At 50.2% G+C, this 17,516-nt stretch carries 13 protein-coding genes; 7 read left to right on the top strand and 6 right to left on the bottom strand.

From position 1 onward, the window contains the following. The first annotated feature begins 40 nt into the window (after positions 1–40). The 3 genes from BGO59_RS17910 to BGO59_RS17920 all read left to right on the top strand — a co-directional run bounded on the left by BGO59_RS17910 (position 41) and on the right by BGO59_RS17920 (position 4,184). On the top strand, positions 41–1,081 hold the full coding sequence (locus BGO59_RS17910) for a DUF4249 domain-containing protein (RefSeq protein ID WP_293685245.1): 1,041 nt from the start codon (positions 41–43) through the stop codon (positions 1,079–1,081). Next, positions 1,075–3,456 carry a TonB-dependent receptor gene (locus BGO59_RS17915; protein ID WP_293685247.1) on the top strand — a complete coding sequence of 794 codons (2,382 nt, stop codon included), beginning with the start codon at positions 1,075–1,077 and terminating at the stop codon, positions 3,454–3,456. The genes BGO59_RS17910 and BGO59_RS17915 overlap by 7 nt, the downstream gene beginning before the upstream one ends. Positions 3,457–3,521: 65 nt before the next feature. After that, a complete protein-coding gene (locus tag BGO59_RS17920; protein ID WP_293685249.1) occupies positions 3,522–4,184 on the top strand; it encodes a Uma2 family endonuclease in 663 nt (220 codons plus the stop codon). A gap of 23 nt (positions 4,185–4,207) precedes the next feature. Here BGO59_RS17920 and BGO59_RS17925 read toward each other — a convergent pair whose 3' ends face one another. Both BGO59_RS17925 and BGO59_RS17930 read right to left on the bottom strand, forming a co-directional pair. After that, a complete protein-coding gene (locus BGO59_RS17925) occupies positions 4,208–5,230 on the bottom strand; it encodes a cation diffusion facilitator family transporter (protein ID WP_293685251.1) in 1,023 nt (340 codons plus the stop codon). A 107-nt stretch (positions 5,231–5,337) separates the two neighbouring features. Continuing rightward, positions 5,338–7,488, bottom strand: coding sequence for a TIM-barrel domain-containing protein (locus BGO59_RS17930; protein WP_293685253.1), 2,151 nt, complete (start codon positions 7,486–7,488; stop codon positions 5,338–5,340). Positions 7,489–7,718: 230 nt separating this feature from the next. On the opposite strand from BGO59_RS17930, the gene BGO59_RS17935 reads away from it, so the two are divergent. Then, entirely contained in the window at positions 7,719–8,711 is a 993-nt protein-coding gene (locus tag BGO59_RS17935) for an amidohydrolase family protein (RefSeq protein ID WP_293685255.1), read from the top strand. 102 nt (positions 8,712–8,813) lie between these two features. Here BGO59_RS17935 and BGO59_RS17940 read toward each other — a convergent pair whose 3' ends face one another. Then, entirely contained in the window at positions 8,814–10,628 is a 1,815-nt protein-coding gene (locus tag BGO59_RS17940) for a M61 family metallopeptidase (protein ID WP_293685257.1), read from the bottom strand. A gap of 114 nt (positions 10,629–10,742) precedes the next feature. Continuing rightward, the gene (locus tag BGO59_RS17945; RefSeq protein ID WP_293685259.1) at positions 10,743–12,305 is read right to left on the bottom strand and encodes a M20/M25/M40 family metallo-hydrolase; all 1,563 of its coding nucleotides are present in this window, start codon (positions 12,303–12,305) and stop codon (positions 10,743–10,745) included. Positions 12,306–12,599: 294 nt separating this feature from the next. Here BGO59_RS17945 and BGO59_RS17950 point away from each other — a divergent pair, with 294 nt between their 5' ends. Both BGO59_RS17950 and BGO59_RS17955 read left to right on the top strand, forming a co-directional pair. Further along, the gene (locus tag BGO59_RS17950; protein WP_293685376.1) at positions 12,600–13,148 is read left to right on the top strand and encodes an NUDIX hydrolase; all 549 of its coding nucleotides are present in this window, start codon (positions 12,600–12,602) and stop codon (positions 13,146–13,148) included. Between the two features lie 116 nt (positions 13,149–13,264). Beyond that, positions 13,265–13,903 (top strand): LysE family transporter, encoded by a 639-nt coding sequence (locus BGO59_RS17955; protein ID WP_293685261.1) that lies wholly within the window; start codon positions 13,265–13,267, stop codon positions 13,901–13,903. Positions 13,904–13,979: 76 nt separating this feature from the next. Here the strand turns inward: BGO59_RS17955 and BGO59_RS17960 are convergent, their stop codons facing one another. Both BGO59_RS17960 and surE read right to left on the bottom strand, forming a co-directional pair. Continuing rightward, the gene (locus tag BGO59_RS17960; protein WP_293685263.1) at positions 13,980–15,527 is read right to left on the bottom strand and encodes a GH3 auxin-responsive promoter family protein; all 1,548 of its coding nucleotides are present in this window, start codon (positions 15,525–15,527) and stop codon (positions 13,980–13,982) included. Positions 15,528–15,598: 71 nt separating this feature from the next. Further along, complete coding sequence (surE, locus tag BGO59_RS17965; protein WP_293685265.1) at positions 15,599–16,375, bottom strand: 5'/3'-nucleotidase SurE; 777 nt, start codon at positions 16,373–16,375, stop codon at positions 15,599–15,601. Positions 16,376–16,585: 210 nt separating this feature from the next. Between surE and BGO59_RS17970 the strand changes: the two genes are divergently transcribed. Further along, on the top strand, positions 16,586–17,491 hold the full coding sequence (locus BGO59_RS17970; protein WP_293685267.1) for a LysR substrate-binding domain-containing protein: 906 nt from the start codon (positions 16,586–16,588) through the stop codon (positions 17,489–17,491). The last annotated feature ends 25 nt before the right edge of the window (positions 17,492–17,516 follow it).

Genomic DNA, 17,516 nt, shown 5'->3' on the forward strand with positions numbered 1-17,516 from the left:
GAGGGTGGTATTTTGAACTTGGTCTGCTTGTTATTGATATATGCGAAATCTGCTACTAGCTGGTGTTTTTATTTTACTGATTGCCTGTGTCGATGAGGTTCAATTGCCGATTCGGCAGGTCGAACCCCGATTGGTGGTGGATGGGTTTATTACGGATGAAGCGCCACCCTATCCGATTAAACTGACTTTTTCAGGAACCTATTCGTCAGGAAACCTTTTTCCGGAAGAACTGATAATCAATGGGGCCATCGTTACGATTACGGATAATGGCGAACGAACCGTAGCCCTGGAACAGGACCCTTTGTTACCGTCCTATTATTGGATGCGTAATCCGGCTTTTCGGGGCCAGCCAGGTCATCGGTACACGTTAAAGATCGTTCTCCCCGACGGCCGTACTTATGTTTCCTCGCCGGAGCTGCTGGCTCCTATAGCGCCAATCGAACGGGTTTATGCTGAGTATCGGCAGTCGGACGGATATTCTGGTCAGCCAGACCTGTACAACATTCTGATAGATACCCAGGACCCGGCTACACCGGGTGATTATTACCGATGGTCGACCTACAGTTATGTACCTCGTTGGGCGAGCTATGACCCGAAGCATCCACCAGTGGGTGCTATGACACTTTGTAGTACCTGTTCCTGTTGGGTGCCTTACTTTAGTCAGTTGACTAGTGTATTATCCGATGCACTGATCAATGGCAACCGCATCAGTCATCGCTCTGTGTTCAATTCGCCAGTCTATGCCGTCGGCAGGCAATATGTTGAGGTCAGGCAATATTCACTGAGCCGGGCAGCTTATCAACACTGGACACATTTTGACGAGCAGCGTAGTCGTACGGGGTCCTTGTTCGACCCTCAACCGGCTTCTATTGAGGGTAATGTGCATCTACAGGCCGATACGACCGTACTGGCACTAGGGTATTTTGGGGCTTCGGCCGTCAGTAAACAACGGTTGGTTATTCCAGGTGATACAATTAACTATGATAAATTTCTCAATCGTCTGAACAAGTCCTTTATTCCACCCGGCGACTGCGGGTCGAACTTCCCTCAGTTTCAACTAGACGTACCGGTAGGATGGTAAACCAAACGAAAGGCAAGGCTATTCGCTACGGAATACTGACGTTGCTTTGTTTCTATACCTGTACCGTGCAGGCCCAGATTCGGGTTCGGATTTATGGGCAGGTAAACGACGGGGTGACGGGTAAGCCAATCACGAACGTGTCGGTTTATGATAAAAAGCAGGGAGCAGGCACCACTACCGATAGTACAGGAGCGTTTAGTATGCAGGTGCTACCAGGCCCGTATAATCTGACCTTCTCAGCGGTTGGGTATTATTCGCGGAGCCGGTTTCTGGAAGCTGGGCGGAATACCATACGGCTGGAAGTGGCCCTGAATCCCGACACACGCCAACTGGACGAAGTGAACGTTACGGGCCGAACCCCCGATGCCAACGTGTCGGCTACGCAGATGAGCGTGGTACGGCTGGACATGAAAAACCTGCGTAACATTCCAGTGGTATTTGGTGAAGTCGATATTCTGAAAGCATTGACCTTACAACCGGGTGTCAGTACCGTAGGAGAGGGCGCAGGCGGTTTCAATGTGCGCGGAGGGCGTACCGACCAGAATCTGGTGCTGCTGGATGGGGCCCCGCTATTTAATACGAGCCATATGCTGGGTTTGCTGAGCAACCTGAATGCCGATGCCATTCAGGATGTAACGCTCTACAAAGGGGGCATCCCGGCGGCATATGGCGGACGATTATCGTCTTTATTGCTGATGAACACCAAAGCGGGCGAAACCGAGCGGGTCAGTGTAACTGGTGGTATCGGTTTATTAACCAGTCGATTGCTGGTGCAAGGACCCGCAAGTCGGAATAAAAAGCTAACGTTTCTGGCGGGGGGGCGGATCGCATATCCTTCATTTATACTTGGTTTATTCCCGGCTCCAACGAATAAAGATCGAGCGTTTTTCTATGATATCAATGGCCGGCTGACGTACCGGATTAACGAAAATAGTCAGGTGTCAGCTACTGCCTATCGGAGTTATGACACCTTTAAATTTCCGCAAGACACACTCTATACAACGCAATCGACACTGTTTACAGCCCGATGGAGCCAACGTTTGAGTCCACATCTTTCGTTTAATCTGAATGCTACGCAAAGCGATTATCGGTTTTTTCTGGATGGACTGACTAGTTTCAATACCTACCGCTATCAGTCAACCATCCGCCAGCGCGATGCCCGTTTCGATGGTTTGTGGACCCCAACGGCAGCGCATCGGATTGAGTTTGGCAGTTCATTGACGGGCTATCAGTTGCTCCCGGGAGCCATCAGCCCGACGGGGACTAATTCAACGATTATCAACATAACCTTGCCAACCGAACAGGCGCGTGAATGGGCGGGGTACGTATCGGAAGAGTGGACGCCTACCCGCGTAGTATCGGTGCAGGCGGGTATTCGGTATGCGCAGTTTACGAATGTGGGGCCAGGAGTGGCCTATACATATGCTGAAGGACAACCGCGTACCCGCGAGAGCATAACCGATACCCTGCATTTTGGGAGTGGGCAGTCACTGGCAAAATACGGTGGCTGGGAGCCCCGGTTAACTATCCGAGCCAACGTAACAAAGAATAGTTCGTTGAAAATCAGCTATAACCGAACCCGGCAGTATCTGCACCTGATTTCCAATACAACGGCTATTTCGCCCGTCGATTTCTGGAAAGTAAGTGATGGACTGGTGCCTCCGCAGGTAGCCGATCAGTTTGCGATAGGGTACTTTCATAATGTTCTGGACAATGCCTACGAAACGTCGGTGGAGGTATACCATAAAACCCTTGAAAATCTGGTCGAGTACCGTAACGGGGCTACTTTATTGCTCAATCCGACGCTGGATGCCGATCTGCTACGGGCGCAGGGACGTGCCTATGGAGTGGAAGTGAGTATCCAGAAAACGCGTGGCCTACTGACTGGCTTGGTTGCTTACACCTATTCGCGTACACTGGCGCGGGTGCCTAGTCCCTATGCCAGCGTACAGATCAACGGAGGAAACTGGTATCCATCCACTTTCGACCGACCACATAACCTGACCATCGCAACCCAGTGGAAATGGAGTCGGGGCTGGACGTTCGGTACTAATTTCGTGTATACCAGTGGCCGACCGACTACTTATCCCGATGGCACTTACCGGCTCAACGGCACAAAAGTGCTGGACTACTCACAGCGAAACGTTGACCGGATTCCCGATTACCATCGGCTGGATATATCGTTTACGAAAGATGGCCGACGAACGCCAGGGCAGCGTCGATACAGCAACTGGGCCTTTTCGTTTTACAATGTCTACGCCCGTAAGAACCCGTATTCCATTTATTTTCAACGTGTAAACACCACAACGAAAAGCTATCAGCTATCCGTTTTCGGTACGATCATTCCGTCGGTAAGCTGGAATTTTAACTGGTAATGGCGAGTTATCGTTGTATAGAATTGGCCGATAAATCGTTACCTTTGGTAAATGCCCACTTAGCCATGTCTGAACTACTATTGCAGATTTTAGATACTCCCCAAGCCCCGCTTATACTTCAGAAAGTGCAGGCTATTCTGGATGAGGAGCGCCAGAAACGGTATGCTTTTTATGAATGGCTGGACGAAGATAAAAAAGCCGAGTTTATCAATGGTGAAGTCGTGGTGCATTCACCAGCCCTGGATCGCCATAACTCGGCAATGCTGCTATTGGCTACGTTGCTGACTGTTTATGTAAATGACCGCCAGTTAGGGTATGTTCGGGCTGAAAAAGCGCTGGTTGAACTGACGCGCAATAGTTACGAGCCAGACATTTGCTATTTTGGACCCGCCAAGGCTGCACAGATTACGCCCGATCAGCTTTATTATCCCGCCCCGGATCTGGTGGTTGAAGTGTTATCGAAGAGTACCGAAAAAATTGACCGTGAAATCAAGTTTGCCGATTATGCGGCTCATCGTGTAGCTGAATACTGGATCATTGACCCGCTGCGCCGAACTATTGCGCAGTATGGCATTGATGCCGATACGCTGGAATACGCATTGACGGGATCATTTGGGTTGAAAGAGACTATTACCAGCCAAACATTGCCAGGCTTTTCGATTCCGGTTCGGGCTGTGTTCGATGAAACGGCAAATATCCTTGCCCTGCGAAATCTGCTTACGTCCTGAGCGAAACTTAACAGTCAGGGGCTTTAGGAGGCTAATCCTGGATTGGTAAGTACCGTTGGCGGTACAAAATGCTTCTGATTCAGTTGCAGATTTTCGGCCGTCCATTCCACATCGCTGATAAAGGCTGACCCTCGCACCGGGCAGTTGGCAACCCGGCAGTAATGGCAACAGTCCTGTATACATGGATCGGTGTGTACAAAAATTTCTACTTCGGCGTCAAACCCATCCTTCAGCGTATCTTCGAAATGGTGAACTTCATCGTGTACCCTGGTCAGTTCCCAGTAGTATGGAAGAGTCAGATGGCAGTCGATATGGAGGTCGGCTCCGTATTTCTGTACGCGTAAGTTATGGACGTCGATCCAGTGGCGATCCCGATTAGTGTTGAGCAAGTCAACGACCCGGTTCATGGTCGGGATGTCGGTTTCGTCCATAAGCCGGGCTACCGACTGGCGGGTGATCTGGAAACCATTGTAAATGATTACCAGCGATAAACCCAGTGATAAAGAACTATCGATCCAATGCTGACCTGTGAGCGCCACCAGGGCTACGCCCACCATGACCACAATGCTGCTAAACGTATCGGTAAGCAGGTGTTTCCCATCGGCCGTGAGTGCCGCCGAATCGGTTTGCCGACCTGCCCGGATGAGCATCCAGCCGACAAACGCATTGGCAGCCGCTGTAATGCCTACCAGGGCAAAGCCCCAATCGAGGTTGCTTAACACCTTGGGTTCAAAAAAGCTCAGAATGGCCTGCCAGACAATAACGATCCCTGCCGATAGAATCATGGCTCCCTCGAAACCAGACGACAAAAATTCGATTTTCCCGTGTCCGTATGGGTGGTTCAGGTCGCGCGGTTGCCCGGCCAGATAGATGCTGTAAAAGGCAAATCCACTGGCAATTACATTCACAATCGATTCGACCGCATCCGACAGAATCGCCGTCGAATACGTTAAAAAGTAAGCCGTGAACTTGATAATCAGCAGGGTTATACTTAGCCCCAGTGAGATGCCCATCCAGCGGTATTTCGTTTGTTGACTGGCACTCATGCGGCCATTTTTAGCTTGTTAGAAACAACAAAGATAACGATTCTGACGCGGATTGCAGGGTATTTTAGCAACCAGGGAAGGATTTGGTTATCGGAAAAGGTGGTCTGCTACGGCGTCATAAATTGCCAACTGATGGACGTATAATGAAAGCCGGGCGTCCGGGGTTGGGTCCAGCTACCGACGAGTTTGCCTTGGCGATTACGCTTGACGGTTAACGGTGTCCAGGAGAAAAGACCTCGTTCATAGTCGTAGGTTTCGCCGTCGTCATCGTAAAGTGACCAGCTCGTTTCTTTCGTCCCATAATGGCGTACGATCAGAGGAAGTGTTTCCTGCTTGTTGGGAGTATGCAGCCGGGGTGGAAGCATGGGAATAATTCCACCATCTTTTACAAACAACGGGATGTGTGAAAGGCCGGGGCTAATTTCGATAAGCTGAGCCTCGCCCACCAATTGCCCGGTATAGAAATCGTACCATTTTCCCGCAGGCAGCCATACAGTCCGTTTGGATTGTCCGGCAAACATGGGGGCTACTAACACATAATCGCCAACCATAAATTGATCATTCAGGTCTTTGGTAGCGGCCATCGCGTAGGGGTTATCGGTCGAATTCAACCGTCCTTCCGTCGTTTGCGAAACGGCCGAAAACCCATCTACCAGGTGCATCGCTCGGATAGGTGGTTTTCCATCGAAATGGTATTGTGCGAAGGTGGTGTATAGGTAGGGGAGTAGTTGCATGCGAAGCTGCATGACCTCTTTAACGTCCTGGGCTACATCGGCAAATGTCCAAGGTTTAGTCCCATCGGCCCAGGCATTTAGCATGGCCATTGGCGAAAAACAAACCGACTGCATCCTCCGGAGCCATTCTTCCGAGGTTTTGGAGGAGCGTGCTTCGGGTGTCCATAACACACCGATAAAGCTGCTGGTACATAGGGCCGTAATGAAGTCGTGGTGGTCGTAGTAGTCGTTGTAAATCACATAAGGCAGTGCCGAAGCCCCGGCATTGGAGCCTCGAACCAGTCCATACGTTCGCTGGTTACGTTCCCGAAACCAGCTGTCGGTCATTTTCTGGAATTGTAACCCGTAAATCTGGCGCATCTGCTCGGCTGGAATCCCCGACGGAAATGTAGCCACATCCGGCCAGAGCCAATGATCGTATCCATCGACCTCATCGACTTTATATCCCGAAATGCCCATCGACAGGTGTTGCTGGGTAAATAACTGCTTGTACAACGCCTGCGCTTTCGGAAGGGTAAAATCAGGCACGCGCCCAACCCAAACCATATGCGAGCCCGTGTACGGCAGGATGTCCTTAAAAATTGGTGAATGCGACGAAACGTACGGATTGATCCATAAATTGGCCCGAATCTCCTTTTGCCTTAGGGCGTCCAGAAATTGCTGCGGCTTCGGAAACCGGGTACTGTCCCATACAAAACTATTCGGATAAGAGCGGGATTGCCAGCCAGGTTCCAGCCCGACAAAACTCAATGGGTAGCCTTTGGCTTCGAAATCGGCTACTTCGGCTAGAATCTGTTTGTCGGAAAACAGCGTTGGCGTTCGATGCGTGAAGCCCAGGCCCCATTTCGGTGGTAACACCCCCCCGCCATTATACAGATTATACCGCTGGACTACTTCCATGGGCGAACGGCCTGCAAAAATATATACTTCGGTGCCGGAAGCTGGAACCAGAATGTCGACCGCATCGGAATAAGGCTGGGCGCTCCAATCGCGTTGGGTGTTCCGATCTTTTTCGGGTGGAAGGTTCGGACTGTCGATTCGAACGGCTGTACCGGCATACACGGTGATGTATCGCGCCGAGTTGATCAATACCCCATAACCCAGACTGGATACATAGAAAGGAACCGGAGCATGCGTCCGTCCATTGTCTTTGCCATTGTAATGATCGACATGCAGGGTTTTGATTTGTCCCCGTTGCTGAACGGTTTTGAAGTTAAGGCCCAGACCAAACAGTTGCTCCTCTTTCTGTAAAGGAAAGCGCAGGTAGGTTTTTCCGTCGACCGACTGATGGCTACTTCCGGCCAGTACATCGGGGAATGCGGGTTCGCCTAATGATTTCAATCGGTCGATACGAGGTGTAATACCCGCTACGGCCAACGGTGTAATTCGGTCCGACTGCCCTACAACGGCTTTCCAGACACCGGGAGCAACCGATTCCCATCGAAAGTCTGTTGACTGAGCGGTTACGGCTGCGCCGAAATTCAGGTTTATTAAAATCAAAAGGGTAAGTAATCGTCGGGGCATAGGGGTATACGAATTGTATTGATCATGATAAGCGAGTTGGGGTTTACGGCTACTCAAATTGGCTTATCCGCGATATATAGCGGACGAGAGACGATGAAAATTTAATTCACTAAATGTCTTTGTGTTGTTTTTACATAATAAGTCTTTATGTACTTTTGACGTAAAGGTTCTATTGTTCTCCTTTAGCACCTGATTAGTCCGTTCCTAACGATGTTATAGTTCTGTTCTTCATGAAAAAAATTGTTCTGTTCGTTGTTGCCTTTTTTACTGTAGGGTGTGCTTTGGCCCAAACGACTCCACCAAAGCGACCACTGCCGATCATCGACGTCCATGTGCACGCGATGAAAGTAAGCCCTGGGTTTGCCGTCGAAATGTGCCCGTGGTTCCTGCGGGATATGCCCGGAGGAGACCCAACCCAGAATCTACAGATGCGGGCCTTCCTGAATACAGATTGCGTAGACCCCTTACAACCGGCCAAGTCGGACGAGGAAATGCAGAAGGCCGTACTCGCTACGATGGAGCGGCTCAACATGACTATTGTTGCTTACGGTGATCCACAGATCTTACGGAAATGGAAAAAAGCAGCCCCCGATCGGGTTATTCCGGGTATTGGAGTTAGCTCGCCCAATGAAATGAGTGTACAGGCCTTCACCGATTCACTTTCGTCTGGTTTTTATAAGGTGATGGGTGAAGTTGCGCCACAATATCAGGGACTTTCACCTAGCGATATGTCATTGGATGGCTACTTTGCAGCCGCTGAAAAACTGAATATCCCCGTTGGTATTCATATGGGTACGGGAGGAAATGGTATGGCCAACTTAACGCAGGCGAAATACCGCGCTTCGCTGGGACGTCCGTTCCTGCTCGAAGATGTACTGGCCCGGCATCCCAAATTGAAAATATGGGTGATGCACGCAGGTTACCCGATGTTGGATGAAATGATTGCCCTCATGGGCGCCAATGCCTATGTGTATGTCGATCTGGCGGGCTTCATCTGGAGTTATCCGCAGGCCGAAATCCATGCCTACCTGAAGCGATTGGTGCAGGCTGGTTTTGGTAAACGGATTCTGTACGGCACCGATTTCATGATGTGGCCCAAGCTATTCGAAGCGTCGATTAGTGTGATCGAGAATGCTGACTACCTTTCGTTCGATCAGAAGCGTGATATTCTGTTCAATAATGCCGTTCGCTTCTTCCGGCTGGACGCCAACAAATTCAACTAATCGGAATACAGAGTCCGTTCGAAACGGTTGTCGCCATTCCTGTCTGATATTCGCCAATGCGAACAGCCAGGAATGGCGCCAACTCGTTAGTGGGGCGGGGAATTATTTCACAGACTTTGCTCCCAGCCAACTGTCACGAAATGTCTGCATCGCAGGTGTCAGCGAAAGGCTGGCATTTTCGTAGAGTTGAACCGAAATAGCCGGATTTTCGGCCAGAGTAACCGATGCTGTTTTAGGTTCACCCCGATGCAGGTAGGCGATTTGAAGGGTTTCGCCGGGTTTGTGCTGGTTGAGAATAGTCGATATATCGGCAGTTTTGGTAACGGACTGCCCTGCCAGGCTGGTAATCACATCATCGATATCCAGACCCGATTTGTAAAGAGGGGTATCCCGAATGGTACTGGTCAGCAAAGTGAGCCCTTTATCCGTCTCGCCATAGCGGACATTACCAAACCAGGCTTTTCCTTCCTGCGCTTTCTTGAGTGCGACCCCGGCTTTGGTCAGGAGCGAGGCATAGTCGACCGCTTCGTGACCGTAGATGTATTTACTGAAAAACTGTCTGGCAAAATCGGGTGTGGTGAGCTTGCCAAGTTCGCTTTGCAGGCCATCGACCGTATAGGGTTGTTCCGTTTTGCCGAACCGTTGCCAGACCGCCTGCATATACGCATCCAGTGATAGATTCCGCTGTCGTAATTCCAGATCCAGCGCCAGGGCCACAGCGGCTCCATACGTGTAGTAGGACGTAAACATATTGGCGTAATTCGTACGATCTATAGAAACCCCGGCATCGACAAAGACGGCGTGGCAACTGGCATCAATGGGCGAAAAATACGTACCACCCGGTGTCAACTGTTTTCCCGATATGATGCCGGTAAGGGTATTCATATAACTATCAACCGGTGTAAAGCCTGCCCGAACCAGTAGTAATTCGCCGTAATACTGGGTGAATCCCTCAGCGAACCAGAGTTCGTAACTCATGTTGCTTTTCTCGAAATTGAACGGTTCGAGGGTTTTCGGCCGTATCCGTTCCACATTCCAGCCATGAAAAAACTCGTGTGCAAATACGCCCAATACGCGTTCGGGGCCAGTGAAGGCAATGGGTACAGCAATCATGGTTGAGTTCCGATGTTCCATGCCATCGCCCCGCACATAGGGGTTCAGGCTGGCCAGAAAAGTATAGGTGCCGTAATCATAGTTGGGAAACTCGCCATATACTGCCTTCGCCTGATCGACGATTCGGCTGATCTTTTTGGCGAAACCATCGGCAGTTGAGTCGGGTACAGCCGCTTCCAGCGCTACCCGGAACGTAATTGATTTCCCATCGGTGTTGGATCGTTGCCATTCCTTGATCGCCAGTTTACCAATCTTTATCGGCGAATCCATAAAATACTGTAGTCCCGGAGCGGTGTACGTGAAGCGGTCTGCCGTGGGAACCAGTTGGGTGGCAACTACACCCATATTGTCGGCAGGGAGGTTGAACTTTACCTCGATAGGGCGTTGGTCAAAGCCTTTGATCCACATGAACGTAGCGGGTATATTCAGGTGAATGCTCTGTGGATCAATGCCCATGTAGGTGCCATCCGGGTAATTGCCAAACAACGTGTAGCTTAACGTAACAGTCCCCTTGTGATTGGCTACACTGTATACATCGCCATCAATCCGGGTGACGGTTAAAGGCTGGTTCTGTTCATCGACCGCTCGCACATTGTATACGTTTTTACCGAATTCGTGGGTGGCATAACGTCCCGGCGAAGATCGACTCATGCGAAAAATGGCGGGATGTTTTGGTAACTGATTAACCGTCAGGCTAATTTCGGCTTCGTGGTGAATGGCGTTGGGAAAGGAAACAGCGTACCGGATCGACTGGGCCATGCTCAGGTGGGCGAGCAGGAGAAAAAAGAAAGGGGCAATTTTCATTGATGATAGGGGAGAGTACTAAATTCGTTCGTAGGGTCTTACGATACATCCTGCCCACAGGGTAGCTAAACTATAGGTAGTAGCCTATGAGCAGGATGTTGGCCTTGCAAATAACTAGCGCGCGGCCTGAGTAGCGGGCGCTTTGCGAGGTAATTTTTGATCGCGCATGGCCGCGTTATAGACAAAACCGGCTACAACGGTGGCAGCCTGTTTCAGGTCGTCGGGTTGCAGGTGATCGTATGTGTCCATATTGGTGTGGTGCGTGCGGGTGCTGTATTCGATCGGGTCCTGAATGAACTGGAAACCCGGCAAACCAACCCGGTCGAACGAGAGATGGTCGGTGCCGCCTGTGTTTTTAGGCGTTATCGTAGTGGCCCCCAGGTCGTTGAACGGTTTGAGCCACTGGGCAAAAATCGGTCCTGCTTCCTGATTGCCCTGCAAATACACCCCTCGAATTTTACCGGTCCCATTATCGACATTGAAGTAAGCCGCTATGTTGTCGCCTTCTTTGTTGAGTTTAGTGGTGCCCGATTCGACCAGGTGATTGGCCACGTAATTTTTAGAGCCATGCAGACCCTGTTCCTCACCACTCCAGAGCGCCAGCCGGATGGTACGACGGGGTTTGACGCCAATCGTTTTCAGAATTCGAACGGCCTCCATCATCACCGAACTTCCGGCAGCGTTGTCGGTAGCCCCCGTAGCCGCATGCCAGGAGTCGAAGTGGGCACCCAGTATCACTACTTCGTCTTTAAGTTTCGGATCAGTCCCTGGAATTTCGGCCAGTATATTATATCCTTTGGTATCGTCGGTATAAAATTTTGTTTTAACGTCGATTTCTAGTTTGACAGGTACACCGGCTTTCATAAGTCGGCAGAGCGTCAGATAGTCTTCCACAGATATAGATAAGTCAGCCAGATCGTCGGGCGTTGACCCTAGGGCAGCATTGGCATAATCGCCACTAACAAACAGGGTGCCGTCGATGCTGTTCTGAGTGGAGTTGAGAATCCCCAGTGCCCCTTCCTGCTTGGCTAGTTTCCGCATTTTCTGGTTGAACGCGTTTTGGGTACGCATCGCCAGCATCCGGCTACGGAACGTAGTGTCGGCACCCGCTCGTGGGCTGGGAGCGGCTTCGTTCGCCATTTTCTGGAGTTCTTCGTCGGTAAAGCGACTGGCATCGGCCTTGTACGTGGGCGGAATCTTGTACGACTGTTCGATCAGAATAACCTTATTTTTCAGTTTACTGCGGTAGCTTTCCAGGGCTGTCGTATCGGTGGCACTGATGTATAAAATATCGGCCGCCTGTAGTTTATTGGTGCTGCCACTCCAGGCTCTGGGTACGGCAATAATCGATTTGTAATACGGAGCGGTCATGGCCAGATAGCTGTGCTCAACGGCCCAGCCTTTGCCCCATTCGCCCCAGGATTCCAGCCGGGGATTTTGCAGGCCCCAACTGGCTAGTTTTGTTTTAGCCCAGTTGGCCGCTTTCATGAAACCGGGACCCTGTAAGCGGGGGCCATTCACATCGGTCAGGTAAAAAGCCGTTTCCATAACCTGCGAGTGTTGCAGCCCCTCCTCGCGAATTTTCTGAATGGTAGCCATATCCAGTTTCTCGTCCTGCCCATACGTTAGCAGCGATGTACCAAGAAATAAACTGGCTACCAGAAGTTTGTTGTGCATATGATTGAGTCAATTGAGTAGTAGCCCGAAGATACCGTTTTTAAACAATCGACCTGTGAGTCACGTACAATCTTTCATCTGAAATCGTCTGGCTACGGCATTGATGGACGCGAAGAGCCACCTGGTTGATCATACCGGAAAAGAGATCGATTTATCAAAAGCCTGGGAAAACAGGAAGGGAGTCGTTACGAATGGCCGAAAGGGGTTAACTTAGCGACTTTTTACGGCACAATTCGACTATCGGCAAGCTGAAAAAGCCTGGAGAGGATGAACTCTTCTGCCGCTTTTATTTCTATGGAAACAACCGAAAACCCCTGGCAGACACTTAATTCGTCGGTCAAATATGAAAATCCCTGGTTAGCGATTCGTCATGAAGAGGTGATCACCCCCGCCGGAACACCTGGTATTTACGGCGTGGTCAGTTTTAAAAACAAAGCCATCGGGGTCGTTCCAATCGACAGCGAAGGAAATACTTATCTGGTTGGCCAATACCGCTATGCACTGAATGAATATTCCTGGGAAATTCCCGAAGGCGGTTGCCCACTTGGCACCGATCCGCTCGATTCGGCCAAGCGTGAACTAAAAGAAGAAACGGGCCTGGAAGCCGCAAAATGGACAAAAATAGCCCGTATTCATACCTCGAACTCGGCGACTGACGAAGAAGGTTTTCTCTACATTGCCGAGGAACTGGTACAGGGCGAACATGAACCTGAAGAAACCGAAGACCTGCGCGTGTGGAAACTGCCGCTGGCCGAAGCTATCAATATGGTTATGACCAGTCAGATTACGGATTCGCTCAGTGTTAGTGGCCTCCTGATTGTAGCCCGATTGCGGGGAATTTAAACACAGTTTATCGTTTATGGTTTACAGTTTACAGGGCTTTGATGCGCCAGGAACGTGCGTCAACTCACTGTAAGTGATGAGCCGTAAACTGTAAATCGTAAACTTTTTCACATCCTGTGTTCTTACCCATTCTCTTTGGTTTTTTATTGGGCGTTGCGCTGTGCCTGACCTTCGGAACTGTCTTTTTTGCGCTGATTCAGAATAGCGTCGATAATGGATTTCGGTCGGGGCTTAAGATGGTATTCGGCGTTATTGTGGGCGATATTATCTTCGTCATTGCTGCCCTGATCGGAACGTCATTTATTCCTAAGGTTCAAGGCTTCGAAAATATCATGGCCATCGTTGGGGTGGTCTTTTTGGTCGCTCTGGGGCTGGTGAATATCCTGAAAGGGACGCCCCGGCTGGCTTACCCCAAAACTCGTTTAGGCAATTTTGTCTATTACTTCACAACAGGCTTTTTTCTGAATGCGCTCAATCCCGTCAATTTTGTGGCTTGGGTGGCTATTGTAGCCTATATCCGGTCGCACCTGCATTATTCCGATGCTCAGCAGTATGCCTTTATGACTGCCGCATTGGTAGGTGTCTTTAGCACTGAGACAGCACTGGCTTATTACGCCAACCGGCTCAAGCGGTTGTTTACGCCCCGTGTCGTCAAGATTTTCAACCGTACCACCGGCGTAGTTTTCCTGATTGGGGCCGCCAACATCGCCTACACGCGTCTGCTGGAGCCCCTATCGAAGGCGATGAACTGGTAGGAGGTTAAAGAGCGAAAGATAGAAAGAGTGAAAGAGCGAATGGCTGTCGCAAGCTTTTTTCGCTCTTTCTATCTTTCTATCTTTCGCTCTTTAAAAAGTTTTCCCACTCCTTCACGAGTCCCTTCTTCAGCACGCGCGGGAATTTGTGCTGGCCGCCCATTTTGCCCCGCGATTCCATCCAGTCGTAGAAGGTTTTGGCGGGCAGTACCGTTACCGAAATATCTTTCAGGGCATGCTCACGTTCAACGGCATAATCGTCGTTGAGTTCTTTGAGCCGGGCATCGATCCGGTCGCGGAGAAGGTTGGCATCCACTTTATCGTCGGTGCCGATATACCAGTCGTGGGCGAAGAGTGTACCATGCGCAACCCCGGCCACGGTAAATTCACGCACCGAAATCCCCAATTCCTGCGACACCAGTTCAATCGCTTTATTCATGTTATCGACCGAAAGGTGTTCGCCACACAAGCTCAGGAAGTGCTTCGTTCGGCCTGTAATCACGATTTCAGCCTGCTTTTTGTCGACAAACCGAATCGTATCCCCGATGAGATAACGCCAGGCACCCGCACAGGTCGAGAGGAGCAGGGCATATTCTTTACCTTCCTCCACTTCATCGATCATAAGCGTTTGTGGATTGTCGGTTAGCTCACCATCGGGCGTGAAGTTCTTTTCGTTGAAGGGAATAAATTCAAAAAACAGACCGTTGTTTAGTACCAGTTGCATCCCTTCGGCATTGGGGTGCGTCTGGAATGCAATGAAGCCTTCGGAGGCCAGGTAGGTTTCGATGTAGGTAATGGGGTGCGCAAGCAGTTTCTCAAAGCCTGCCTTATAGGGCTCAAACGAAACACCACCATGGCCAAATACCATTAAGTTGGGCCAGATATCGTGGATGGTTTTTACCTTGTACCGGGCAATGATTTTCTCCATCAGCAGTTGAATCCAGGCCGGAACGCCCACCACATAGCCAATATCCCAGTCGGCCGCCTGCTCGGTGATTTCGTCCAGCTTCAGCGCCCAGTCGCGTTCCTGAGCTATGTCTTTACCGGGCTTATAAAATCGCTGAAACCAGAACGGAATCTGACTGGCTGTAATCCCACTCAGATCGCCCTCGAAATGCCCCTGTCGCGCGTTCAGATTAGTACTGCCTCCCAGCATCAGATAGCCTTTTTCGTAGAGTGTAGCCGGTAGGTTCTGGTATTTGCCCAATGTCAGGATTTGCCGGATACTAGCCCGCTGAATAGCCCTCGACATGGCTTTCGTTACCGGAATGTATTTGGTAGAGGCTTCGGAGGTTCCCGAGCTTAGAGCAAAATATTTGACCCGACCGGGCCAGGTGATGTTTCGTTCGCCAGCCAGCGTGCGATTCCACCAGCCATCGAACATTTTGTTATAGTCGTGTATGGGGACGTTCTTCTTGAATTTCTCGTAGAACTCATGGTGGGCCCCAAACTCGACCGCCCGGAGCAATTCGTCGAAATGAAAGGTCGTGCCAAATTGCGTAAATTGTGCTTTCTGAATGAGTTTTCGAAAGGCTTTTCGTTGTTGACTGAACGGATTCGTTTTTCGTAGTCGAACGGCATTGGTGAGCCGAATACCACTTTTAAGCAAACTTCCTAAGAGAGCCATAGTTTGTTGATGTATGATGTAGAATGTATGATATAGAAATAAATACATTCTACATCATACATCATATATCCTCAGAGTTTCCAGTTCTTCAATTCGTCCATCATGCTGTAGGCTGTCAGGTCGTAATGACAGGGAACAACAGACGTATAATTGTTGGCGAGCGCGTATTCGTCGGTGTCTTCAGCATGGGTGTCGAAGTTGACAAAGTCGCCAGCCAGCCAGAAATACCGACGTCCGTGTGGATCGCGTCGTTCGTCGAATACTTCCTGCCATTTAGCGTTGGCCTGTCGGCAGATACGGATGCCTTTCAACGGCTCAGGTCCACGGGCCGGGAAGTTGACATTCAACGCCGTACCACGCTGAACACCCTGCTGGAGCACGTTGCGGGCAATGGTCAGGATGTGCTCATGCGTATGCGAAAAATCGGGTTGCCGCGTAAAATCGCTTAACGAAAAACCAATAGCGGGTATCCCCTCAATGGCCGCTTCGATGGCTGCGGACATCGTTCCCGAATACAAAATGCTGATCGACGAATTGCTGCCGTGATTGATCCCACTGACCACCAGATCGGGCGAACGATCTTTCAGCACATGATGCTTGGCTAGTTTCACACAATCGGCAGGAGTGCCCGAACATTCATAGGCAGGTACGTCGCCAAAAATATCGGACGGATACAGCCGGATTGGATTGGCAATGGTAATGGCGTGCCCCATACCCGATTGGGGGCTGTTGGGGGCTACCACAACCACCGAGCCAAGTTGTTTCATTAAATCGACCAAGGTGCGAATGCCGTGAGAAGTGATCCCATCGTCATTTGTTACTAATATCAGTGGTTTTTGTTCAGACATAAAACGGCATAGTCAATAGGTTTATGCATCGCCAGGCCTTATCGGCTGAGGCTACAGACTGGCGACTATTGACGATTGAAATGCAATACTACGGAAATCAGCCCAACCTTTGGGCCGAAAAACCAGTCAATGACGCGTTAAATAATCATGTATCGTTCCGAATACAGCGAATAACTCGAAATTAGTATCCGATTTTTCATCACTGGATTTATGCTTTCGTCAAGGCACAAAATTTTTATGGAAGTGGCTCGTCTGCTGAGCTTTACCAAAGCCAGCCAGACGTTGTTTTTGAGCCAGTCGGCCATCAGCAAACACATTAAATCGCTGGAGTATTTTTACAAAACAGGGTTGTTTGAGCGGCATGGTACCAGCATCAGCTTGACCCCAGCCGGGCAAACACTCTACGCCAAGCTCCTGGAAGCCGGGCAGTTGCAAGAAGAACTACACCAGGAGCTTCAGCAGATCAACGAGCATTTTTTACCGCCCACCAAGCTGGCCGTCGGCTCCAGTACCACCATCAGCCTTTATGTGCTGCCGCCCGTGCTGTCGGCCTATCTGAAGCGGTATACCAATATCCAGATCAACGTTTTGAACCGCAACTCGAACAATATTCAGAATGCGTTGCTGGCTCACGACATTGATGTCGGCATTGTAGAGGTCATGACCCGAATTAATACGCTGACGTACACACCCTTTATGACCGACGATGTACTGGCGGTATGCTCGGCCCGGAGCCCGTTGCGAAACAGAACCCTTACCGTGGCCGATTTACCGACTATTCCGTTGGCCTTGCGCGAAAATGGATCAGGCACCCTCGCCGTTGTTGAAGATGCACTGAATAAGCAGGGCCTTGCCACCGCTTCATTACGAATCCTGATTCGATTGGGGGGAACCGAAGCCCTGAAAAACTTTGTCCTGGCCGATACCTGTCTGGCGTTTTTACCAAAGCGGGCCATTCTGAAAGAACTGGTAGCGGGCGAACTGGTCGAAGTACCTATTCAGGATTTGACACTCCAGCGGACCTTCTATTTCATTCAGCGGAAAGGCACCGAAAACAATCGACTTGTCAGCGGATTTATTCAATTTGCCCTCCGCTATTATTCCAAACGGGAATAACTCATCTCAAAACGGTATTTGCTTC

This window comes from Spirosoma sp. 48-14 (assembly GCF_001898575.1).
Lineage (GTDB): Bacteria > Bacteroidota > Bacteroidia > Cytophagales > Spirosomataceae > Spirosoma.

What these genes read in the sequence shown, in the direction of transcription:
- BGO59_RS17940 (WP_293685257.1), bottom strand. Translation starts at nt 10,628, where the DNA reads ATGAAAATTGCCCCTTTCTTTTTTCTCCTGCTCGCCCACCTGAGCATG.
- BGO59_RS17935 (WP_293685255.1), top strand. Translation starts at nt 7,719, where the DNA reads ATGAAAAAAATTGTTCTGTTCGTTGTTGCCTTTTTTACTGTAGGGTGT.
- BGO59_RS17945 (WP_293685259.1), bottom strand. Translation starts at nt 12,305, where the DNA reads ATGCACAACAAACTTCTGGTAGCCAGTTTATTTCTTGGTACATCGCTG.
- surE (WP_293685265.1), bottom strand. Translation starts at nt 16,375, where the DNA reads ATGTCTGAACAAAAACCACTGATATTAGTAACAAATGACGATGGGATC.
- BGO59_RS17915 (WP_293685247.1), top strand. Translation starts at nt 1,075, where the DNA reads ATGGTAAACCAAACGAAAGGCAAGGCTATTCGCTACGGAATACTGACG.
- BGO59_RS17960 (WP_293685263.1), bottom strand. Translation starts at nt 15,527, where the DNA reads ATGGCTCTCTTAGGAAGTTTGCTTAAAAGTGGTATTCGGCTCACCAAT.
- BGO59_RS17970 (WP_293685267.1), top strand. Translation starts at nt 16,586, where the DNA reads ATGCTTTCGTCAAGGCACAAAATTTTTATGGAAGTGGCTCGTCTGCTG.
- BGO59_RS17925 (WP_293685251.1), bottom strand. Translation starts at nt 5,230, where the DNA reads ATGAGTGCCAGTCAACAAACGAAATACCGCTGGATGGGCATCTCACTG.
- BGO59_RS17950 (WP_293685376.1), top strand. Translation starts at nt 12,600, where the DNA reads ATGGAAACAACCGAAAACCCCTGGCAGACACTTAATTCGTCGGTCAAA.
- BGO59_RS17910 (WP_293685245.1), top strand. Translation starts at nt 41, where the DNA reads ATGCGAAATCTGCTACTAGCTGGTGTTTTTATTTTACTGATTGCCTGT.
- BGO59_RS17920 (WP_293685249.1), top strand. Translation starts at nt 3,522, where the DNA reads ATGTCTGAACTACTATTGCAGATTTTAGATACTCCCCAAGCCCCGCTT.
- BGO59_RS17930 (WP_293685253.1), bottom strand. Translation starts at nt 7,488, where the DNA reads ATGCCCCGACGATTACTTACCCTTTTGATTTTAATAAACCTGAATTTC.